Genomic DNA, 22,643 nt, shown 5'->3' on the forward strand with positions numbered 1-22,643 from the left:
AGCGGCTTAAATGACTACATTGGTTAGAAGTCTTGCCGCAAAGACCGCTTGCCTTAATTCTGGGATATTGGTTTTCTTTCTACGTAGAATCGCGCGAGTGCGGTATCACGGAGTCCTTCTAAGGCTTAGTCGAGGTGTCCTTTGCCGCCGCTTTGATCTTAGCGCGTAACCATTTATGGCTTGGTTCGTTAGTGCGGCTTGGGTGCCAAATCATACACATATCGAGGTCTTCCAAATCAAAGGGCAAAGGCAGTGTTCTTACATTGTACTTTTCAGCAAAACATCGCACCGATGACATTGGAAGCATGCCAATAGCATCAGATCCCTCAATCACAGGGAGCATCTCGACAACACCAGCAGCCCGATACACAACTCTTCGCTTTTCCAAATCACTAAAGTGTTCAGAGCTTAATAAGCTTTTACGTGCATGCCAGCGTGACACCACGACGTGATCGAGAGTAAGAAATTGCTCCATATTGATAGTATCGCTAATTACGGGGTGATCTGAACGGCACACCACCACGAGCTCCTCTGTAGAAACCACCTCGTGCTTGAGCGTGGTTCTTCCTCTTGGCGTCATATCAATGATCACATCGTGTCTTTGGAGCCTCAAGTCCGATTCATAATCTTCTGTAAACAGAGGATGGACTTCTAACGCGATGTTCGGCGCCACTTGGCTAATCAACTGCATGACTCTTGGCACCATTTCGTAGCTTGCCGCAGAAACGCAGGCGATAGAGAAAATACGATTTGATGTTTTTGGGTCAAAGTCTCTTGAAGCCGATAAGGTAGAAGTAAAATTCTTAAGCGCAGCAGCCATTGCAGGGTAAATATCAATAGCAAAAGTGGTCGGCTCTACGCCTGACGTGGTTCGGTGAAACAGTGGTTCGTCATAGATATCTCGCAACCGTGCAAGCGCTTTGCTCACAGCAGGTTGGCTGATATCCATGCGATTAGCAGCCCTAGACAAGTTCTGCTCTTCATAGATAGCAACAAATATAGGAATTAAATTGAGTTCGGTGCTTTTCATACAGTTCCATATTAAAGAAGCAGTTTCCCTATAGTAGAGAAACTGCCGATTATGTTCGATGTGAATTGCTTCAGTTTGTGCAGAATGCCCCGATAAACTCAGAATTTTTATCGGTATTTCAATAAAACGCTTTCCATCACTTTGCAGCACTTTTTATATCAAACGGCTATATTTCTCATCGAACAACTCGTTTAGCCCTCGTATAAAACTAGGTTTTATCTTTTAAGTCTGGCAAAGCTTTAGGGATTCTAAATCGGTCAAAAATCGAACGAGAGTTACTTGGGCTTAATTTGTCGTTGGGTAAGTTACATAAGCCTTGCCATAAACGAGAAAATACGTTTCTATCTTCACGCCCTTGCTGAAGCGCTTCACTATCTTCTAGCCAACGCTTTTGGACATTCAATTTACCAAGTTTCGCTTTACCCAGTTCTAGCTGACTAGTTTGAGTTCGCAACTGACGGTAGATAAAGGTTCTCAATGCTGGCCAATTGTTTTGCTTAAGCAAACGACGCAATACCAACCAGCTTGGTGTTGGTCGGTTTTTGTAATAGCGCTTCGCTGCAACGAATAACATGCCACATAACACCACGGCCAAGCCAACGCTTATAAAGACCGACATGTAAGCTTTGATGAAGGATTGGAGTGTGTGTTTTGCTTCAAACACTTCGCCTTTTATTACCACGCTCTCAAGACGCTGATTTTTGCTGTCCCACCACTGGAATGTGAACTCCGGTAAGGTAAATTCACCCCCTTGCTGAATCACATAAACCGTCTCTTCAATTCTACTGGAACGGTAGTCACCACGTTCTTGTGTGTCATCTAAACGATTAGGCTGAGGGTAAGCTTGATATTGCTGTGTCGATTCATTGGTCAACACATTGGGAAGTAACACCGACAAACTGTCTTTCGCTTTGATCGTCACGGTTCGAGTAACCGCATCACCCACTTTTAAGTCTTCGCTCGAACGTTGCCACTGCTGCTCAACATCCACGTCTGTCGCAGAAAACCAAGGCGATTCATCACTTAACAAACCAGACGGTAATGAGGCTTCAAACTTAATCGGCTGCGTGTAAAGCGTGCCGCCAACGTTTGAACCATCAGGAGCAGAAACTTGGATACGAACCGGTACGGTTGGAATCACAAACTCGCCAGAAGTCATCGGATAAAGCGTCACTTCCCAACGTTGGCGTGACCACGTAGTACCACCGACTCGTTCAGTGTAGTTCGTCGCCAATTGGTTACGCTGCTTTGCAATTACATTGGGGATTTCGATGCTGCCAATTCGCGTACCACCCGTAAGCCAACGAGGGGTCGCCACCTCAATATTCAGAATCACTTGGTCATTAACGCTGACTTTCGCTGGCGTTATCTTATCGCCTGACTTCGGTTTTTCTCCAACCCAAGCGATCAGTTCTACATCACCACTCTTCTGCAGAGCATAGATATCAGCCGCAGAAGCAAGAGTAGGGAAAACCGTGCTAACCAATAGAACCATCGACGCAAGCAAGGTCTTGGTTAGTTTAAAGGACTCTGAGCGCCCTACCTTTGTTTGAACCACTTCAAGAGCTAAATCATGTCGACTCATTGGGTTTGCTCCTGTTTTGGCGTCTGTTCTTGTTTTGGCATCTGCTCTATCGAAGGCGCAGGATCTCTTAACTGAATTTGGAATTTGGATTTCAAGAAGAACTTAGGATCGGCTTCTACGCGCTTCAACCACTTGTCGGCAAGTTCTTGGCTGCCCAAAATCTCATTCGCGTTAAGTGTTTCCTTGAGCATCAATTCCGCTACCGTTTCTTCTTCTGCACCATCACCCGTGCGCGGCTGGTCGTCATCCAACTCTAAAGATTCTTCAGGGCCATCAGTTGTGCCTGATTGGCTTTCACTGGTGCGATTAACCTCTTCGACAATCCCACTAAGCACAGCAAGATTGTTCTCCACATCCGTTCTTAGTTCTGGTGACAGACCCTCTTTCTCGCTTAATGACTTCAAAAGGTCTCGCGCAGCAAGGTATTCTCGTTGTCTGGCTAACGCACTCGCCGAGTTGTATAAACCAAGGGCAGTTTTGGTTTGCAGGAAGGCACTGTGAGCTAACTTAAAATCACGAGCATAGTAGTAAGCCGCGCCTTTTCTCATTGGATCAGTAAAATGTTTTGCCGCTTCAAGGTATTCCTTCTGGTTCAACAAACGTTGGCCTTGTTGGTCGGGCGTTAACCATAAGTCCCACCACCATTGAGCTGTTTTATCCCAAGCCGTAACCGATTCCACCACTACGGGTTTCTCAGCGGTTAAGTTGACTGTTTTCGCTAAGGTGCTTGGAGAATACACACTACCTGTAATCAGCACGCCAACAACACACCACTGAACCAACCACCCTTTTCTGAACCACAACAACATAATAATCGCCATTGGAATGAGCAGACCATAGCCCATGTCTTTCCAAGGCATTGACGATTCGCCGTTGAGCTGCATGTTTCTTTCAACCGCGTTGTTGAGCTGTTGGATATCCGAACCATCAACGGTCACTTCGATCAGTCGTCCACCTGTCTTACTCGCTAAGTTACGCAGTGAATCTAGATCGACAGGATTATCGCTCACCACATTACTGTTTCCTGCGGCTAGAATGAGCAACTGATACGGATTGTCGTTAAAGAAGCTCTCGAACGCTCTGATGGTACTTGGATTTACACCATCCGATACCAACAACACTGACGAACCTAGCTCACCAGATAATTGCTGATTTATGAGTGGCAGAGCTTCTTCTGCTGACTTACCTGATACAGGCATGATGTCAGGTGTGATAGCCGCAAGAAACGGTTCGAATACCTTGCTGTCTTGAGTCACAGGCATTGCAACGTGAGCACTGCCCGCATACACAACCAAACCTGTGTTACCGCCCTTGCGCGCTGCCAGTAAATCTCTAACTTTCTGCTTAGATCGTTCCAAGCGACTCGGTGGTAAGTCTTTAGCCAGCATGGATTCGCTGTTATCAAGCACAACCAACATCGACGCTTTGTCTTCACCAAAAGGCGAAGCCTCACGCTGCCATGTTGGGCCGGAACAGATAATGATGGAGATAGTTACAATCACCACCAATAGCTTCAATGGCAGCTGCTTACGCCAGCCTGTTTCGCCAATGGTCAAGGCATCACGTAAATGCGCGGGAAGAATATCTTTCCACGTCGGCTTCGTTTCTTCTCTCCAACGAACCCATAACAAGAAGAACATCGGAATAAAAGCCAATAACCACAATGGTCGAATAAAGTGAAACTGAGTAAAGAACTGTTGCAACATGAGAGAATCAGGCATCGTTCTCTCCTTTCAAATTTTTCTTTGAAGAAACCAAAAGCGACCTTCTACGGATTGTCGCCAAGCTAAACGCAGTCAAATACATCACAACAACAATGGCCATCAAGTAATGATGTAACCCCTGTTTAGGACGATAAGTCGTACTCTCGTACAGCTGAGGCTCTAGTTCACCGATTTGAGCGTAGGCTTTGGTCAGTTCATCGCGATTGAGCGCTTCAAAGGCTTCACCTCCGGATTCTTGCGCTACACGTTTGATGGTTTCCATATCCAACGCCACTTCTCCCACGGTTTGGGGATCACCCATGGCGATAACGTGAATACGAACGCCTTTCGCCTTGGCTACTTTGGCGGCATCGATAGGTTCGACAAAGCTTCCAGTGTCATTGCCATCAGTTAGCACAATCACAACTTTCTCTTTCACGTTCGCATCAATACTTGAATCTTGAACCGCAGCACTCTGCTTTTCGCTTTGTTCAAACACCTTAATCGCAAGACCAATCGCATCGCCTAAGTGCGTGCTTTGCCCTGCCATCGCGACATCGGTTTGATTAAGCAGTTCAAGCCATACATCTTGGTCGGCAGTAAATGGCGTTTGTACAAACGCCGCATCACCAAACAAGATCAAACCAAGTCGGTCCCCTTTTCGGGTTTTCGCGAAATCGGCTAACACCTCTTTGGTCGCATCTAAGCGAGAGATTTTATCCCCTTGTTTAGAGGTAAAATCTTGTTCAGCCATTGAGCCAGACAAATCAACAACAACCATCACGTCACGACCTAATTGTTCACGAACTTGCGGCTCACCAAGAATGGTTGGTTTCGCTAATGCACAGATCACTAATACCCAGGTAATGATTAGCGTAGTGCGTTGCCACCAGCTTGGTGTTAATTGGCTTGCTCCTTCTGATGGAGCCTCGCCAATCGCCTCTACCAACTCACTGAAAAATGGCACCTTGATGGCCATTTGTTTAGTGCGATAAGCAGGTACGGCAAAATAAACAAGTAAAGGCAAAGGTAGAGCGATGAACCACAGTGGGTGTGCAAATTCAAAGCTGGCAGATAAACTATCAAACATTATCTTGCCCCTCTGGTTTTGCTTGTACATCCGGTTTCGCTTGTAGATCTGGTTTATGAAGTTTTAGCCACATCATCGCGGTTTCAATCACCTCTAAACGCTGTTCAAAGCTCAAACGTACCTTAGGGTCAATTAGGCTCTGCATCCATAATTCCGAGACTTCATCGGCAAAGAACGCATTGCTGTTTTCACTGGTGTTAGCGCTAACAGGCAGATAGGCATTCAAACGGTTCACATAAGCTTGACCAAACAACTTTGCATTGCTGCTGTCTAGGTAACGGAGTGCTACTTTCAGTACCTTGAAGGTTCGTTCGGTTGAGTTTTTGTCTCGTGCATCCAATAGCACGAGCTCTTTAAGCGCTTCTTTGCGATAACGGTTATTCCACCATCTCTGTGCCAAACGATAAGCCAAATAAAAAACGACCAATAACAGAATAACGCCGAGGAACTTCCAACCAATAGTTTGCGGCATCCAGCTCACGCTCTCGGGAATGGCGACATCATGTAGATCGCGAAGGATATAAGTACTTGGAGGCGTATGTTCAACGGCCATCTAACGACCTCCCACCAGCTTTTGAAGCTGAGAAATATGAGTTCCAGACGTATCTAATTCGATATAAGGGAGGTTTTTCATCGCCATTAATTTAGCAAGAGACTGTTTCTGGAGTGCAGCCTTTTGAGCAAGGCTTTCACTTGCGAGGTTAACCTTAGATTGGCTATCGAGATTAAGTTGAAAGCGACCATCACCCACCACCCAATTTGCGCTTGCGAGATCCTGAGGTAATGATTGTTCCAATGGGTCTGTGACCATTATGGCCAAGATATCGTTGTGTTGCTGTAACTGCTTTAATCGGTCTAGATGTTGCTCTTGGCAGTCTCGCCAATCGCTAATAAAGATTAAGGTCGACTGCTTTAATCTCATTCGTTTTATCAGTTCAATCCATTGACTGAACCCGACGCCTTCGCTGTCACTCACATTCACGTCTAAGCTTTGATTTGCTTTAGTAAGGTGCTTTAACTGAGCCAGTAAATCAGACTGTGAACGCTGTGCTTTGGTGTGGAAGAGTTTTTGATGAGAAGCTAAAACAAAGCCAACACGGTCACCATCTTTCAGGACTCGCCATCCACACAATGCCGCGACTTCGGCCGCAACAACCGACTTCATGGTGTTTTGAGAAGCAAAGAACATCGAACTGCGCTGATCGACACAGATCATTACATTTCGGTCTTTCTCTTCGGTATAGCTACGAACATGAGGCTTACCCGTTCGCATCGTAACTTTCCAATCGAGGTTACGAATATCATCACCCAGTTGGTAATGACGTAATTCCTCAAAATTCAAACCACGACCACGAAACAGGGAATTATGTCGGCCCGACAATACACTGCCCGCCTTTAGATGAGGCAACAGAGAAAACGACTCAGCTTGAGCCTGAATTCGCACTAACCTTGAATAATCACAGTACAATCGTGGATCAAGACCTTGCGGTTTGGGAGCTTGTGTTGGCTTCGCCATGACGCCCCCTAGTTATCCAATCTCAACATTATCAAGCAGTTCTTCAACCACTCTTTGATGGTCAACACCATCGGCCAATGCGTCATAAGACAACGAGAATCGATGTCCTAATACGGTTGGTAGCATTGCACGCACATCATCTAACGTGACGTGGTCACGCCCTTGTAACCAAGCATAAGCGCGAGCGCATTTATCCAATGAGATTGACGCTCGTGGGCTGGAACCAATCTCAATCCATTTAGACAAGTTTGATTCTGGGTAACGCTCTGGCTTACGAGTCGCCATAACCAAAGCCACAATGTAGTTTTCAACTAAATCAGAAACCGCAATATCTGGAAGTTGGCGACGAGCTTCAAGTACCAATTCAGGTTCAATATGCTGTGGTGTGACTAATTCTGAACTCGTCTCGCTGCCCAGCTCTTCGCTACGCACCAATCGAATGATGTCGCGCTCAGCTTCGTCTTCTGGGTAGTCAACCGTCACTTTCATAATGAAACGGTCCATTTGCGCCTCAGGCAGTGGATACGTACCTTCTTGTTCAACCGGGTTTTGAGTCGCTAATACCATGAACAAATCTGGAAGGATGTGAGTTTGGCCACCCACAGTTATCGTCCCTTCCGCCATCGCTTCAAGCAGTGCCGCTTGTACCTTTGCGGGCGCACGGTTTACTTCATCGGCCAGAACGATGCTATTGAATATAGGACCCGGTTGGAAATGCAGCTGAGGCTTGCCATCAAGCTCTTGATACACCTCTGTACCTGTCACATCAGATGGCAGCAGGTCAGGCGTAAACTGAATTCGACCAAAACTGGTGTTCAGTAAATTCGCCAATGACTTCACCGAGCGAGTTTTTGCTGTACCGGGAAGCCCTTCTAGAAGCACATGGCCATTGGTCAATAACCCTATAACGAGAGCACGAACGACGTGACTCTGACCGATAACACTTTTCTCTGTCTCTTCAATCAGTTGGTTTATTGCTTGTTGCGCATGGTTCATAGTCTACCTATACAATTTTCAGAAGCCTGAGCATTAAAGTTTAAGTATAAAGTCGAAGGTAATAACTAAAAGTTATATTCGCTATATTCACTTGAGTTAGAAGACTTTAGTAGCGTCGATATACCGACTAAGATTGGCAATGCATGTTCGAAGAACATTTTTATCCCCGGACATAAATAGTTTAGACCAGCTTCGCCATTTGGCGCTGTAAGTAACCGATTTTTTGGACATTCTCCCCAACAGTACTTCAAATATTCACAATTTAAACAGTATTGAGGGAGTGACGACTTTTTAGCCATACCAAAACTGTATTGACGAGTCGAAATAGCTATCTCATTTAGCGGGCGCTCATTGATATTGGCAAGTCGATATTCGGGATACACATAATGGTCACAACTAAACACATCGCCATTATGTTCAATTGCTAAACCTTTTCCGCAGAATTCAGCCGTAACACATAGTTGCGCGGGCATTCCCATGACTTGCGCCACTGCGGTTTCAAACAAGTTAACTAACACTCGGCCAAAATCGTTATTTACCCATTCATTGAAAACTACGACAAGGAATTTCCCCCATTCTGATGCATCAACCGACCAATCGGTAACAACCGACATTAGGTTTCCTGGTTTATCGAGTTCTGAACCAACGCCAGGTTGCATGTTCTCTTTCCAAAAGTGCGGCGCGATTTTCTCAAAAGAACGAGGCTCAACACACGGAGAAAACTGTATATACGTTACGCCAAGTTCTCGTGTGAGAAACCGGTAAACTTCTAATGGATATTGCGAATTAAAACGGTTCACTGTGACTAACGCGTTAAAAGGCACCTTATATTCTTTCATCAAATTAACTGCTTGTATCACACGTTTAAATGTGGGTTTTCCACTTCGTGTCTTGCGGTATTTATCATGAATAAATTCGGGGCCATCAATCGAAAGACCAACTAGAAAGCTATGTTCGACCAAAAACTCACACCAATCTTTATTCAACAATAACCCATTGGTTTGTAAATCGTTCTCGATCCTCATTCCCGTTATCGCGTGCTTTCTTTGAAGTTCAACGATCTTTTTAAAGTAATCCAAGCCCAATAACGTTGGTTCTCCACCTTGCCATGAAAACACCACTTCTTCACCATCGTGGCTTTCGATATAACTCTTTATAAATGCCTCAAGTGTCGCATCATCCATCTTTGGCTGTTTGCTTTGGTTGAGCAATTCGTCCTTGTGCAAATAGAAGCAGTATTGGCAATCGATGTTGCATTTTGCTCCACCCGGTTTAGCCATAACGTGAAAACGTCTATCGACATGGTTATTGCCGTCGTTTGGAAATGCGGTTTTTAATGGCGTTAGATCCATTTGAGTCGTGTGGATGTGAGTTTGTTTTTTCATAGAGAACTATCTCGAAAGCAGATAAAGAAGCAGCGCCCTAATAATCTTATTTGAACGAATTAAGGCACTGTTAATAAATGAATTATTTAGGGACGAACGAGCCTGGAGCCATTCGTGGTGGGTAATCTTCAAATGTATCCATGACCTGTTTCACTTTTTCTACCGCAGGCATCATCAAGAAACTACGTTCGTACATCCAACGATCGTAGCCCATTCCCGTGTCACCACGTTCAAATGGGTCAATACTCAAATCGTAAAATTGAGGAACACGAAGCTTAGTGAACGGTTTTTTCCAAATATCTAATCCAGTTTCATTTTCTTGAATAGCGAAGTGGTATTTGTACTTACCATAACGAAGTGCGAGTAAATCACCATCGTCGCTCCAATAGACAAATTCGTTACGTGCAGACTGATCTGTTTTTCCTGTTAAATAAGGGAGTTGGTTATATCCATCAAGGTGAACGTTGTAGGTTATATCTCCGACTTTCTTACCTTCAAGCAACTCTTCTTTCACATTGCTGTTGCCCGCGGCAGCAACTAACGTTGGTAGAAAATCTTCTAGAGAAACGATGCCATTAAACGTACTGCCTTTTTCGATCTGTTCTGGCCACTTTATCAATGCAGGAACACGGAATCCGCCTTCCCAACCAGTATTTTTCTCACTTCGGAATGGAGTCATGCCAGCATCTGGCCATAGATTGATCATCGGTCCGTTATCGGTGGTGTAAACAACAATCGTATTATCGTCGACTCCAAGCTCTTTGATTTTATCTAACAGATGGCCAATTTGGTCATCGTGTTGCTTCACTCCGTCTGCATAAAAACCCGCGCCAGTTTTACCTTTGTACTCTTCAGGAACATGAGTGAAGTTGTGCATACGAGTGGTATTGAACCAAGTGAAGAACGGTTTATCAGATTTAACTTGCTTCTCGATAAACTGCTCTGTTGCTTCTAAAAATTCATCGTCTATGGTTTCCATGCGCTTACGAGTCAAAGGCCCAGTATCTTCTACCTTGCCGTCTGCATAAGAATGAATTACTCCACGAGGCCCAAACTTTTTCTTGAATTCAGGGTCTTGCGGATAATCATCATTCTCAGGCTCCTCCTCTGCATTTAAGTGATAGAGGTTTCCAAAGAACTCTTCAAAACCATGTTTTGTAGGCAAGTGAGCGTCTCGGTCGCCTAGGTGGTTTTTGCCAAACTGGCCTGTCGCATAACCTAGATCTCGCAATAACGTCGCAATAGTAGGATCTTTCTCTGAAATCCCTTCTTTGGCTCCCGGTAACCCAACTTTAGTAAGGCCTGTTCGTTTCGGCATTTGACCAGTGATAAATGCAGAACGTCCAGCAGTAGAGCTTTGTTGTGCATAAAAATTGGTAAATTTGGCTCCGTCTTTTGCGATGCTATCGATATTAGGAGTGCTGTAAGCCAACATTCCACCATTGTAAGTACTTAAATTCCAATACCCTACATCATCACCAAATATGACGAGGATATTGGGCTGTTCTGCAGAATAGGCCGTGCCAGAAGCTGCACCAAGTGCGAGCGTACAAGCGTTTAAAATAAGTTTCTTGTGAGTTTTTTTATCGTTTTTTTGCATTATAAGCTCCATAAAAACGTCGGGCTAAAGTTCGGTTTGGGTCAAAATACCAAGACTCAATTACGATAAACCTTGCTCAAGAACGGATAAATAGAGTTAAAATACGTTGAAGTATAAATTTAGTTTATGGGTTAAAGAATGGATCTAAATCTAATTCAGACATTTTTAGTCGTGGCGGAATATCACTCTTACACCAAAGCAGCCGATTATTTAGGACTGACGCAACCCGCCGTCAGCGCCTCGATAAAACGGTTAGAACAAGTAGTAGGAAAACAGCTATTCATTAAACAAGGACGCGGAATTCAACCAACTTCAACTGCGTACCAGTTAATGCCTCAATTTCGTCAAGCTGTAAGCATTATCGATAACGCAATCAGTGAACGTACCTCCTTTCAAGTCGGATGTTCAGAGACTTTGCTTCATAGCTTGAGTCCCATAAGCAACGTGACATTTCATGAATCGCCACCAGAAAAATATGTGCTTTTTGAACAAATTCGCCAACAAAAAATGGACCTTATTATTGACACAATTATTACTAAAGATTCAGCTTTTGTTATCGAAGATGCATACGACGAGCCTGCCATGATTATTTGTCGTCAAGAGCACCCTCGAATCCAAGGTTCGTTGAATAAAGATGAGTTTTACAAAGAGAGTCACTGTATTTTTTCAGGTAAATGGAATAACACCACAGGTTTCGAGCAACTGGCAAAAGAGCCATTACGAGAACGGCATGTAGAGCTGGTTACCTCTTCTCTTGCCGGAATGGCAATGTATGTAGCACAAAGGGATTGTTTGGGGGTAGTGGCTCGCTCGTTTGCGATGAAGTGGAGTAAAGCACTCAAGTTGCAAATTCTTGAGTGCCCTGTTGCTGTTGATCGCATCCCATATAAGTTTGTTTACCATAAGCGAGATGAGAAAAATCCAGCCCACCAGCAATTACGAGAGCAAATCAAGAATCAACTTGAATTTGCTCACGCCACACCTATCAATTTATAGAAGATTTTAATTGCGCTATCGCCTCCGGCGGTGCCACTTTGCTCAATGATGAAACACATTGCTCGAACGCTTTCGGCACACCGGGTTGTTGGTAATTACGCGCTAAGATTTCACACTGTGCATACAGGTGTTGTGGATTGCGGCTGAATTGGTAAGCCTTGTGCAATGACTTACTTGCCGCAAGTACGTCCGACTTCTCTAAAGCCAAGCCGTACACATACCAATATTGCGGGTCGGTTTGTGCGGTTTCTGCAGCTTGTTTTAGATAGTTGGTTGCCTGTTTATAATCTTTAACTCGCAACATTGATAACCCTGCACTGTATGGCAGCACACTCGATTTAGGTTGCGCTTGAATGCCTTGTTTCAATGTCGCTAATGCCTTTGGCTCGTCGCCCTGTGCACGATACAAATCAGCCAAATTGGCGTAGCTGTTTTCGAAGTAAGGCTCAATCTCGATAGCACCTTGATAAAACTCAATCGCTTTGTCGTGCTGACCTAAATCTCGGTATACGTTACCTAAGTTCGTGCGGCCAAATCCTCTGTCAGCATTAAATCGTTGTATCTCAATGTACTCTTCAAGCGCTGGCTTGATTTGATCTTTCTGCAGCGGGTTCATCTCCCCCCAATAACGCACAAGCGCGCCTGCGGTTTCGGAACGAATCGACAATACAGGGTCCTTTAATAGTGGCTCTAGGATCTGCCAGCGATCAGTGAATGGGAAGCCCGACGAGCCTTGCACCACACCCAAGCGGATCATTTCATCATCGTGTTTCACCGCTCTTGCTAATGAGATGAGCGTGTTCTTGCCCGTGTTACCACCCAAGCGTTCTAAACTCGAAGCTCGAATGATATTGCTTAAGCTTGAATCCTGAGCTGAATACGCCAATGCATCTTCTGCGCCTCTGTGCCCTATTGAATCCGCGTAAAAAGCAACGGCAAAGTGTTGCTGGTTACGATACTTAGAATCTGGGAACCACTTGCCAATTTGCTGATCGGCCCATTGATCAGTTTGGTCTTCATGACAGCTAGTGCACACGTTCGGTGTTTTAATGTGTTGGCTAATATCAGGGCGTGGAATATGCCAGCTATGGTCACGCCTCGGATCGACTTCCATGTACGTCGTTTCTGGCATGTGACAAGTGGTACATTGTGAAGCTTCGGTATTGGCTTCATGGAATGTGTGCTTTTCAGGTGTGTATTCGGAAGCAATGTGACACTGGCTACACACGGCTTCTTCGGCAATTTTCAGCTCTGCAGTATGGGGATCGTGACAGTTAGTACAAGTGACACCTTTCTCTGCCATCACTGATTGTAAGAAAGATCCGTAAACGTAATCCTCATCGTAGATTTGACCATCGTTGTGGTAAAGCTCAGGGGTAATCAGGCTCAGACGATACTTATCAAAGAATGAACCGTTAACGTGATCACCGGTTTCATTCAATTGAGTGCGTCGGCTATGGCACTGAGCACAAGTCTGAACTTGATTGGTGTGGATGATGTCTTTTGGTTGTAGGGTTGAGTTGCCCTCTTGGTAAATCCACTCTTTCACCGACTTCGACAAATCACGGTCGAAACCATAATGCGCCGAAATTTGAACGTCCTTCCCGCCGCTGGCTTTTGCTGACTGATCTTTGGTCAATTGAGCTTTTGCTAGCTGGGCTTGCTCAACGTGCTCACTCGCAGGGCCATGACACGCCTCACAACCAACATTAATCTCGGACCAAGTGGTGTTGTAAGTATTGCTTGCGCTGTCGTAGTTCTTTTCTAGATTTGTTGAATGGCAGTCTGCACACATGAAGTTCCAGTTCTGGCCACTGTTGGTCCAGTAAAACTCATCGGTGTTGGTGGTATCAGGGTAAAGGTGAAACCAGCGTTGGCCGCCATCGTCCTCGGTGCGAGAATCCCAAGCGAAAGGAATCAACTGTACGCGTCCGTCTTCAAACTCAACCATGTACTGTTGCAGAGGTTCAAAGGCGAAGGTATAGCTGATTTTGTAATCTTTGAATTGGCCATCCGGCCCTTCGATGTTGACCCAAAACTCTTCTCCCTTGCGAAAAAAACGGTTGGGCTTTCCTTTATGAGTAACGGTTTGATCGTTGAAGTCGCCCAAAACGGACTCATCAGTCGCGTGTTTCATCGCCATATCATGATGAGAGCCTTGCCACGCTTCCACTTCTTCGCTGTGACAGTCAACGCATGCTTCAGAACCGACATAAGTAGCCTTGGAAGAGTTGGCATCTGAAGTTTCTGAACCGATAAGCGAAGCTTCAGTAGTCGTCGGAGCTTGTTCATTAGCATACACATTGACACTGAGTGTCGACAACATAGGTAAAGACAACATTGCGGATAATACTGCAACTCGCTGGTGTTTCAATCCGTTCACTAGTGAGCACAACCATGCAGACATAACATTCCTTGTTTTTATACATCCTTATGCTTAATAAGGTAGACGTAAAAACAATGAATTTACAATTATTTAGTGGCAGTGAGCTTGATTGTTGTGACTCATATTCACGACTGGTATTTACTCATCGATATGCGCATAAAAAAAGAGCTCCGAAGAGCTCTTTCGTGTTAGCAGTTTCATCAAACTATCAGTTTCAATAAACCAAAGCTTACTTATTATGGTTCTCTTGAAGTTTCTCCATAACCTGATCCAAGCTAAAGCTCGCTGCTTTTTGACGTGGTGGATATTCAGCAAAGGTTTCTAAGAACTTGCCAACATACGCTTGTGCAGGTACAAACATATAAGCATGGTCTAACAACCAGTCATAGTAAGTATTCGATGTTATATCTGCGTTTTCGTATGGGTCCATACGGAGGTTAAACAGCTTAGGAAGACGTAAAGTTACAAACGGTTCTGCCCAGATTTGCATGGTACCCGTTGCACGCTGCTCCATGAACACCGCTTTCCATTGATTGTAACGAAGTGCCGCAAGGTCACCGTCATCGGTAAAGTAGAAGATCTCCGAACGACGGCCTTTCTCTTCTTCACCGGTTAGGTAAGGAAGGAAGTTGTAACCATCTAGGTGCACTTTAAACGTTTTATCACCCGCAGTATGGCCTTTCAGTAGTTTCTCTTTGATCTGATCATCACCAGCGGCTGCAACGAAGGTTGGCATCCAGTCCATGTGGTGCATGATTTCATTTGAAACACTGCCCGGTTCAATCTTTCCTGGCCAACGAACCATTGCTGGTACACGGTATGCGCCTTCCCAGTTGGTGTTTTTCTCACCACGGAACGGCGTTGTACCGGCATCAGGCCAAGAGTTCATGTGTGGACCGTTGTCCGTTGAGTAGAAAACGATGGTGTTGTCTTTGATTCCCAACTCATCCACTTGCTTCAATAGTTGTCCAACGTGTCGATCGTGCTCAACCATACCATCAGCGTAGTTACTGATACCGGTTACGCCTTTGCTATCTGGCTGCACATGCGTTCTAAAGTGCATTCTTGTTGCGTTCCACCAAACGAAGAATGGTTTGTCCGCTTTCACTGCGCGATCCATGAAATCAAGTGCCGCGTCTAGTGTTTCTTCATCGACCGTTTCCATACGCTTACGCGTTAGTGGGCCTGTGTCTTCAATCTTGCCATCGGCGAATGATTTGATGACACCGCGAGGGCCAAATTTCTTACGAAACTCTGGATCAGTTGGGTAATCTTCATTCTCCGGTTCTTCTTCAGCATTCAGGTGGTAAAGGTTGCCAAAAAATTCGTCAAACCCGTGTGCTGTTGGAAGGAATTCATCTTTATCGCCAAGGTGGTTTTTACCAAATTGACCTGTCATGTAACCCATAGGTTTAAGCATTTCTGCAATCGTTGCATCCTCCGCTTGCAAACCAATGTCTGCTCCTGGAAGGCCTACTTTACTCAAACCCGTTCTAAGAACACTTTGACCCGTGATGAACGTTGAGCGACCTGCGGTACAAGACTGCTCAGCGTAATAATCGGTAAACATCATGCCTTCTTTGGCGATGCTATCAATATTTGGAGTGCGGTAGCCCATTAAGCCAAATGTGTACGCACTCACATTGGATTGACCAATATCGTCCCCCCAAATGACCAATATATTTGGCTTTTCTGCTGCAAAAGTGGCGCTAGACGCGGCCATCATTGCTGTACCCAAAATCGCTAATCGACGTTTAGCGCCATACTTCGCTGTCATAGAAACCTCTTCGTAAGTTATTTGCATCCTGCCCTACAACGTATAGTTCATTTTTTGCGCATACGCGAGATTACCTAAGCTATTAATCTTTTTGTCATTTTTATTGAGATATGGAAACAGAAGTCATCGATAAGGTTTACGGCATCAAACATGATAAGGATCACACATACAAACTAAGGGGTTATTCTGGCAACACACTGGAACTGATATGAATCAATAAGTTAACTAGACATCATAACGATTGGTTATAAGCACTATAAAAGGACGGAACGGAATTTTGGGAATAACATTTGCTCATCGATGTGTTGCTCTAACGCATTAATCTTAAAAGTGAATCGGAGTCCTTATGGGTACTAAAATTAATAAACTAGCATTAGGTGTTGGCTTATTAGCAGCTTCTTCAGCGGCAACAGCAGCAGAAAAACCAAACATTCTTGCTATCTGGGGTGATGACATTGGTGTATTCAACATCAGTGCATACAACAACGGTATGATGGGTTACGAAACACCTAACATCGACCGTATTGCTAACGAAGGCGCACTATTTACTGACCACTACGGTCAACAATCGTGTACTGCTGGCCGTGCTGCATTCCTAACCGGTCAAGAACCTTTCCGTACAGGTCTACTGACTATCGGTATGCCGGGCTCTGACCACGGTATCCCTGATTGGGCTCCAACTATCGCAGACCTTCTTAAAGAACAGGGCTACATGACAGCTCAGTTCGGTAAAAACCACATGGGTGACCAAGATAAGCATCTTCCAACAAACCACGGTTTCGACCAGTTCTTTGGTAACCTTTATCACCTAAATGCGGAAGAAGAGCCGGAAACATACTACTACCCTAAAGACCCAGAGTTCCGTAAGAACTTTGGCCCTCGTGGTGTAATCAAGTCGACTTCTGACGGTAAGATTGAAGATACAGGCCCTATGACGCGTAAGCGTATGGAGCACGCGGATGAAGAGTTCCTAGAAGAATCTTTAGCATTCATGGAAAAAGCAGTGAAAGCTGACAAACCATTCTTCATCTGGCACAACACGACTCGTATGCACGTGTGGACTCGTCTACAAGAGAAGTATCAAGGTAAATCTGGTATCAGCATCTACGCAGACGGCATGCTAGAGCACGATGACCAAGTCGGTATCCTTCTAGATAAGCTTGATGAGCTTAAGATCGCAGACAACACTATCGTAATCTACTCTACCGATAACGGTGCAGAGACAGTATCTTGGCCTGATGGTGGTGCAACTTACTTCCACGGTGAGAAAGGTACAACTTACGAAGGCGGTATGCGCGTTCCTCAGTTAGTTCGCTGGCCTGGCACTATCAAACCGGGAACTAAGATCAACGACATCATGAGCCACCAAGACTGGATCCCGACTCTTCTAGCAGCCGCTGGTGATGATAAAGTGGTTGAGAAACTGGCTTCTGATAAAGGGGCGACTTACAACGGCAAAAATTGGCGTGTGCACCTAGATGGTTACAACTTCCTACCTTACTTCGAAGGTAAAGAAGAAAAAGGCCCTCGTGACAGCATGCTTTACTTCTCTGCAAACGCTGAGTTAAATGCGGTACGTTGGAATGACTTCAAGATCTCATTCGCAGTTATGGACGGTAACATCACAAACGCCGTGCGTTTCCAACCAAACTGGCCTCAAGTTGTACACCTACGTGCTGACCCATTCGAAAAAGCACCACATGAATCTGGCATGTACCTACGTTGGATGGCAGACAATATGTGGCTATTCGTACCAGTAGGCGGCAAAGTACAAGAGTTCATGAACACGCTACCTGACTACCCAATGCAGAACAGCCAAGTACTGAACCCTGGTAACTTCAACCAGAATGCTTACATGCTTCAAGGTAAACTTAAGCAACTAGAAGCAGCCGCTGCACAAGCTAAATAATTATTAGCTAGCGCTGATAAAAGTAAGACAAAGCCGTGATAGCTCAACCGCTACCACGGCTTTTCTGCCTTTTGTCCTTCAAGCAATTGGAGCGGCCAAGTACTTGTAACGATCAACTTACCTAACAACCCTAAGTACCGAGCATTAGGCTCCTCTTTTAAAACCCTTCCTACCAAACGAAGCTCTACTTCTTGGGCTTGCAACATTTTCATTATGCCACTAGGTTTATATTAATAATACGTAATATGAGTAGGCTCAGACGGATTTTGAGTCGGTAAATGATCGGAATTGAGATGGAACTTACGTTATGAGAACGCCATATTTAGCAGGAATCAGTATAACTGTCCTTTGCGTTTTAATCGCCATACTGGTCTATGACGCCTCCTCTTCAGATATGCACGCTTCATTTGAACCCATTGAGAATCAACGTCATGAAAGCGACCACGATGACGCACATTCTTCAGCCCACATCTCCACTTCAGATGCACAAGACACCAAACAGGCGGCATTTTCAGACCAAAAAATATTCCCTATTCCTCACTCGCCCGAAATAGATCATGAATTGGCTAAAATAGGTTGGACACTATTTAAAGACCCGAATTTGTCGTCCAACCGCAGTGTCAGCTGTGAAAGCTGTCATAGTTTACAAACTAACGGGGCTGAAGTAATTCCTGTGTCTATTGGCGTTAATGGAGCGGGGATGCGAAATTCACTCACCGTTTTTAACACTGTCTTTAACTATCGATTCTTTTGGGATGGTCGGGTAAACAACCTTGCTGACCAAATCGACGGCCCTGTACACAACGTCGATGAAATGGATTCCAATTGGGAACTCATTACCAATTACGTATCCCAATCGGACGACTACATCAATATGTTCCAAGCGGCACAACTACCTATTGAAACTGCATCAATAAAGTTAGCGTTGATTGAATTCATGCAGGGGTTAACCACCCCTGATGCGCCATTTGACCAGTATTTAAGGGGGGATATAAATGCCCTTTCCGACGCCGCACAACGAGGGTGGGAAACCTTCCAAAGTGAGGGCTGTATCCGTTGTCATCAAGGCACCAATATTGGCGGGGGTATGGTGATGCGATTTGGATATTTTGGCTTATCAAAGACAGGTTCCGAACGAAGTGAAGATCAAGGCCGCTTTATGTTTACCGCTCAACCACAAGACAAGCACTTATTCCGGGTTGCTAGCCTGAGAAACGTCGCAATCACAGCACCCTACTTTCACGATGGACAAACCGCTACGCTAGAAGAGGCGATTAAGATTATGGGAGAGAGCCAGTTAGGAAAAACATTTGAAGACCAAACCATTAGCGACATCAAAACCTTTCTAGAAACCCTCACCGGTGACCGCCCTCAAATGCTAGTGGAGTTTGAAAATGAATAAAATCAGACTCATCTTTTTACTGTTTATCTCGCTATTTGTGGGCTTAGTCAGCTTTATCATGCTGACCTATTTTGAGCATGAGAAAGTCACTAAATATGGGGAATCTGTCCGTGAACTCGGACATGAAGTACTAGAAATGCGCGATCAGATAACCAATGCGGCTCTCGCGGGGATCTCGAACCCTTATCAAATGACGGCAAATTTAGTCACCCTAGAAAAAGAACTACAATTGCTCAAAGGTAGCTATCAAGGTACTAATATCCACTCAGTGTTCTTTCGAGGCTTACAAACCCCGGAATTACTTGAGCGTTTCCACACCGCTTCTATAGCGAACGTGGATACGCTAGACAACCTCGTCGGATTGAGTGTTGCCCGTCAATTCATTCTGCAATCCCTAACTCTACAACTCACAGAAACAGGATCAAGAAATGGCTCACACAATATTGACGCGATCTCATCATCAAACATAAATGTTCAAAGTGAGCTACTCGCTAGCGTGCTGTTTGCAGGAACACAGATTCAACATCAAGGCATAAACTCAGATTTGGCTAATCTGTCTAAAACGTTTACTGAGCTTAATGAGCAACAGAGCCAACTGCTATCACGAGTGCTTTCGGTCCATAGCATGGAATACCTTGAGCAGATTGAACATCAATTTACCGATGTTCAAGACCAGCTTAAAAGCATCATCGTTAAACTCATCATCACATTGGCGCTACTCACCTTTGCCTTCTCATTCACCCTCTTTATCCTGCGTGTCTTTGAGTTAAAGCGAAACAACCTCTCCTATCAAGAAGCCGCAGACAAAGCGGAAAAAGCCAACGAAGCCAAGTCATTATTCCTTGCTACCATGAGCCATGAATTACGAACGCCAATGAATGGCGTGTTAGGCATCGCGCAGATCATCAAAGAAGATTCACAAAGCGCCGACACTCGCAAGCAAGCGCAAATCATCATCGATTCAGGTCAACACCTCGTTACCATATTGAATGACATTCTCGACTTTTCTAAGGTTGAACAAGGAAAAATGGAGCTTGAATACAGCCCATTCTCAGTCAAAGACGTGGTTACACACCTTGATAAAACATTGACGCCACTTGCCACTGACAAAGGCCTCGATTTTGTCATCAAGGACAGCATCCCTGCCAATATTCAGTTGGTGGGAGACCCCGCACGTACCCGTCAGATTTTATTTAATTTGGCAGGTAATGCAGTCAAATTTACTGAGTCAGGCAAGGTCGAAGTGGAGTTTTTGATTGCACCGACAACCCCGCCAAGCGTGAATATTTTGGTGACTGATACTGGTATTGGCATTGCAGAAGACAAGATCGACCATATATTCACAGCCTTTGAACAAGCCGAGCTTTCAACGACACGTAAATTTGGCGGAACAGGGTTAGGACTGTCGATTGTGAAACAATTAGTCGAACTGATGGGCGGAAGTATTGTAGTCACTAGCCAACTGAATGCAGGTACTCAATTCGCTATCTCTTTGCCGTTAGAAATGCACGAACTAGAAGAGAAAATCGTCGTTCAAACACCAATCCGAACCCATCAGACTCTCGATAACTTCTCAGTATTATTAGTCGAAGACAACAAGATCAACGCGATGGTAATCAGGAAGTTCTGTGAATCTATCAACTTAACGGTTGAGAACGCCTACGATGGTTTACAAGCTTTAGACAAACTAGCCTCAAACCAATATGACTTAATCATCATGGACAATCACATGCCGAACATGAGCGGTATTGAGGCGATTCAAAAAATCCGCAACGAACTCAAGCTAACTACCGTGGTTTTCGCGTGTACAGCCGATGTGTTTAAAGAGGCGCACGATGAATTTATTCTGTCAGGGGCTGATTTCGTACTCACCAAACCATTGCAGAAAAACAGCTTACAAAACGCCATTAATGAGTTTCATCACCAATTTGAGGTTAACCGACATAACTCGGCTAATGTACACAACCGTCCAAACAAAGATGAAAGCAATATCACCATATTGACACGTCTGCCGAAGAACAAGTTACCACTCACAGAAGAAGAGGTTTCACGCAGTCTATTGCTGACTAGCGGTAAGATGGAAACAGGTGAGAAACTCGACTGCTTGACCTCTCTCGTCGAGGAGCTAGAGAACGAAATTGACGAATTGATAGAGTTATTTTCTAGCGCCAGACCGGATGATCTCTGCAGAACCTTAAACGCAGTCAGAGCGATTGCATCAAGGTTTGAGATGACAGAGGTACTTGAGCTTGCAGTTTCCGCAGAACAGGTAACCGAGCATCACACAATGCCTGAGGCCGAATTACTTCAGCAATTGATCAATCGATTGATGGTTAACAGCCACCAAGCAACACGCTTAATACAAAAACTCAATCAGCAAGCTAATACAACGGGAAATGAGGCATCGAAATAATATGGGGAGCGATAACGATTAGCGACATCGTATATCGCGTTATTAAGCACGGTTTATGCTTTCAAGTCTTATCCTTACGTTAAGTTTCGGTGAATTTTTCCAAATCGAGACAAGGTAACTTGAAATACTTTTTTATGCATGCGAGTGTAGAACAATTTACTCAAATAACTGTATGACTATGAAAACATTACAATCCATTGCGCTGCTTTCCACAATTATCGCAGCACCACAAGTGTTAGCTGACGTAACAATTGAAGTTCCTTCTAGCGCAGATGCTTTAGTCGAAGTCTTAGCTGTAAATGAGGCTAAACCTGATCTCGACGGTGGTTTCTTCTCTTCGAGCAAAACGATCACCGTTCCAGATGGCGTGAACCAAATCGTTTTCAAATATCAACTTGCTTTTAGCCAAGGCAACGACCGTGAGTTTGTCGACAGCGATACAATTATTGCTACTTTTGACGCAACAGACACCGCATTGACGTTCGACATGCCTAAGTTCCGTAACACCAACGAAGCGAAAAAAGGCTTTCAAAACTTAGATTGGAAACTGGTTGATGAAAACCAAAATGCAATCAGTGTTAAGCAAGACAAACTAATCAAAGATGGCATGCAGATTGGTCGTAAGTACCCGCAAGAAGCGAAAGAATATAACCAAAAAGGCGGCATTGCTGCTTTAACTATGGGTACAGCAGCTGGCGCAACGGCAGCGGTTGTTCAACCTGTAACACTACCAGCAAAGATTGATGCCAACGCTGCTAACACGGCCGAAGAAATGCTCTACTTCTGGTACGACAAAGCAGACGCTGAAACTAAGCAAAAATTCAAAGATTACGTGAACAAGTAACCTTACTTGTG

General features: G+C 44.7%; 16 protein-coding genes. 5 read left to right on the forward strand and 11 right to left on the reverse strand.

What is annotated here, in order from left to right:
• Positions 1-118: 118 nt before the first annotated feature.
• The 9 genes from AC3CKG_RS24180 to AC3CKG_RS24220 all read right to left on the reverse strand — a co-directional run bounded on the left by AC3CKG_RS24180 (position 119) and on the right by AC3CKG_RS24220 (position 10,905).
• Positions 119-1,030 carry a LysR family transcriptional regulator gene (locus tag AC3CKG_RS24180; RefSeq protein ID WP_065112921.1) on the reverse strand — a complete coding sequence of 304 codons (912 nt, stop codon included), beginning with the start codon at positions 1,028-1,030 and terminating at the stop codon, positions 119-121.
• A 208-nt stretch (positions 1,031-1,238) separates the two neighbouring features.
• A complete protein-coding gene (locus tag AC3CKG_RS24185; protein ID WP_488529534.1) occupies positions 1,239-2,615 on the reverse strand; it encodes a BatD family protein in 1,377 nt (458 codons plus the stop codon).
• Entirely contained in the window at positions 2,612-4,336 is a 1,725-nt protein-coding gene (locus AC3CKG_RS24190) for a vWA domain-containing protein (protein WP_488529535.1), read from the reverse strand. Before AC3CKG_RS24190 ends, AC3CKG_RS24185 begins: the two co-directional genes overlap by 4 nt.
• Positions 4,329-5,408, reverse strand: a complete 1,080-nt coding sequence (locus AC3CKG_RS24195; protein ID WP_076670125.1) for a vWA domain-containing protein — start codon at positions 5,406-5,408, stop codon at positions 4,329-4,331. The genes AC3CKG_RS24190 and AC3CKG_RS24195 overlap by 8 nt, the downstream gene beginning before the upstream one ends.
• Positions 5,401-5,961, reverse strand: a complete 561-nt coding sequence (locus tag AC3CKG_RS24200) for a DUF4381 domain-containing protein (RefSeq protein ID WP_488529536.1) — start codon at positions 5,959-5,961, stop codon at positions 5,401-5,403. Before AC3CKG_RS24200 ends, AC3CKG_RS24195 begins: the two co-directional genes overlap by 8 nt.
• Entirely contained in the window at positions 5,962-6,924 is a 963-nt protein-coding gene (locus AC3CKG_RS24205; RefSeq protein ID WP_192852556.1) for a DUF58 domain-containing protein, read from the reverse strand.
• Between the two features lie 12 nt (positions 6,925-6,936).
• On the reverse strand, positions 6,937-7,920 hold the full coding sequence (locus AC3CKG_RS24210) for an AAA family ATPase (RefSeq protein ID WP_065112916.1): 984 nt from the start codon (positions 7,918-7,920) through the stop codon (positions 6,937-6,939).
• Between the two features lie 65 nt (positions 7,921-7,985).
• Positions 7,986-9,305 carry an anaerobic sulfatase maturase gene (locus AC3CKG_RS24215; protein ID WP_488529537.1) on the reverse strand — a complete coding sequence of 440 codons (1,320 nt, stop codon included), beginning with the start codon at positions 9,303-9,305 and terminating at the stop codon, positions 7,986-7,988.
• 82 nt (positions 9,306-9,387) lie between these two features.
• Positions 9,388-10,905, reverse strand: coding sequence for an arylsulfatase (locus tag AC3CKG_RS24220; protein ID WP_488529538.1), 1,518 nt, complete (start codon positions 10,903-10,905; stop codon positions 9,388-9,390).
• 138 nt (positions 10,906-11,043) lie between these two features.
• Here AC3CKG_RS24220 and AC3CKG_RS24225 point away from each other — a divergent pair, with 138 nt between their 5' ends.
• Complete coding sequence (locus tag AC3CKG_RS24225) at positions 11,044-11,901, forward strand: LysR family transcriptional regulator (protein ID WP_488529539.1); 858 nt, start codon at positions 11,044-11,046, stop codon at positions 11,899-11,901.
• On the opposite strand, the gene AC3CKG_RS24230 is transcribed toward AC3CKG_RS24225, so the two are convergent.
• Together AC3CKG_RS24230 and AC3CKG_RS24235 are read right to left on the reverse strand one after the other, a co-directional pair.
• Positions 11,891-14,308, reverse strand: coding sequence for a tetratricopeptide repeat protein (locus AC3CKG_RS24230; protein WP_488529540.1), 2,418 nt, complete (start codon positions 14,306-14,308; stop codon positions 11,891-11,893). The genes AC3CKG_RS24225 and AC3CKG_RS24230 overlap by 11 nt on opposite strands.
• Before the next feature lie 208 nt (positions 14,309-14,516).
• Positions 14,517-16,064 carry an arylsulfatase gene (locus AC3CKG_RS24235; RefSeq protein ID WP_029222847.1) on the reverse strand — a complete coding sequence of 516 codons (1,548 nt, stop codon included), beginning with the start codon at positions 16,062-16,064 and terminating at the stop codon, positions 14,517-14,519.
• 346 nt (positions 16,065-16,410) lie between these two features.
• On the opposite strand from AC3CKG_RS24235, the gene AC3CKG_RS24240 reads away from it, so the two are divergent.
• The 4 genes from AC3CKG_RS24240 (at position 16,411) to AC3CKG_RS24255 (ending at position 22,632) form a co-directional block, all read left to right on the forward strand.
• The gene (locus tag AC3CKG_RS24240) at positions 16,411-17,973 is read left to right on the forward strand and encodes an arylsulfatase (protein WP_099166670.1); all 1,563 of its coding nucleotides are present in this window, start codon (positions 16,411-16,413) and stop codon (positions 17,971-17,973) included.
• 307 nt (positions 17,974-18,280) lie between these two features.
• Entirely contained in the window at positions 18,281-19,375 is a 1,095-nt protein-coding gene (locus AC3CKG_RS24245) for a cytochrome-c peroxidase (protein ID WP_488529541.1), read from the forward strand.
• Complete coding sequence (locus tag AC3CKG_RS24250; RefSeq protein WP_488529542.1) at positions 19,368-21,788, forward strand: ATP-binding protein; 2,421 nt, start codon at positions 19,368-19,370, stop codon at positions 21,786-21,788. Before AC3CKG_RS24245 ends, AC3CKG_RS24250 begins: the two co-directional genes overlap by 8 nt.
• Positions 21,789-21,966: 178 nt before the next feature.
• Positions 21,967-22,632: a DUF2057 family protein gene (locus AC3CKG_RS24255; RefSeq protein ID WP_488529543.1), complete on the forward strand. Its 666-nt coding sequence runs from the start codon at positions 21,967-21,969 to the stop codon at positions 22,630-22,632.
• Positions 22,633-22,643: the final 11 nt, after the last annotated feature.

The sequence above is a fragment of the Vibrio sp. QJM3NY_15 genome, from assembly GCF_057785995.1.

Bases quoted from the DNA above. Each gene is read 5' to 3' on its own strand.
- AC3CKG_RS24230 (WP_488529540.1), bottom strand. From the start codon at position 14,308: ATGTCTGCATGGTTGTGCTCACTAGTGAACGGATTGAAACACCAGCGA.
- AC3CKG_RS24255 (WP_488529543.1), top strand. From the start codon at position 21,967: ATGAAAACATTACAATCCATTGCGCTGCTTTCCACAATTATCGCAGCA.
- AC3CKG_RS24190 (WP_488529535.1), bottom strand. From the start codon at position 4,336: ATGCCTGATTCTCTCATGTTGCAACAGTTCTTTACTCAGTTTCACTTT.
- AC3CKG_RS24205 (WP_192852556.1), bottom strand. From the start codon at position 6,924: ATGGCGAAGCCAACACAAGCTCCCAAACCGCAAGGTCTTGATCCACGA.
- AC3CKG_RS24185 (WP_488529534.1), bottom strand. From the start codon at position 2,615: ATGAGTCGACATGATTTAGCTCTTGAAGTGGTTCAAACAAAGGTAGGG.
- AC3CKG_RS24180 (WP_065112921.1), bottom strand. From the start codon at position 1,030: ATGAAAAGCACCGAACTCAATTTAATTCCTATATTTGTTGCTATCTAT.
- AC3CKG_RS24210 (WP_065112916.1), bottom strand. From the start codon at position 7,920: ATGAACCATGCGCAACAAGCAATAAACCAACTGATTGAAGAGACAGAG.
- AC3CKG_RS24240 (WP_099166670.1), top strand. From the start codon at position 16,411: ATGGGTACTAAAATTAATAAACTAGCATTAGGTGTTGGCTTATTAGCA.
- AC3CKG_RS24220 (WP_488529538.1), bottom strand. From the start codon at position 10,905: ATGCAAAAAAACGATAAAAAAACTCACAAGAAACTTATTTTAAACGCT.
- AC3CKG_RS24250 (WP_488529542.1), top strand. From the start codon at position 19,368: ATGAATAAAATCAGACTCATCTTTTTACTGTTTATCTCGCTATTTGTG.
- AC3CKG_RS24200 (WP_488529536.1), bottom strand. From the start codon at position 5,961: ATGGCCGTTGAACATACGCCTCCAAGTACTTATATCCTTCGCGATCTA.
- AC3CKG_RS24245 (WP_488529541.1), top strand. From the start codon at position 18,281: ATGAGAACGCCATATTTAGCAGGAATCAGTATAACTGTCCTTTGCGTT.
- AC3CKG_RS24225 (WP_488529539.1), top strand. From the start codon at position 11,044: ATGGATCTAAATCTAATTCAGACATTTTTAGTCGTGGCGGAATATCAC.
- AC3CKG_RS24215 (WP_488529537.1), bottom strand. From the start codon at position 9,305: ATGAAAAAACAAACTCACATCCACACGACTCAAATGGATCTAACGCCA.
- AC3CKG_RS24195 (WP_076670125.1), bottom strand. From the start codon at position 5,408: ATGTTTGATAGTTTATCTGCCAGCTTTGAATTTGCACACCCACTGTGG.
- AC3CKG_RS24235 (WP_029222847.1), bottom strand. From the start codon at position 16,064: ATGACAGCGAAGTATGGCGCTAAACGTCGATTAGCGATTTTGGGTACA.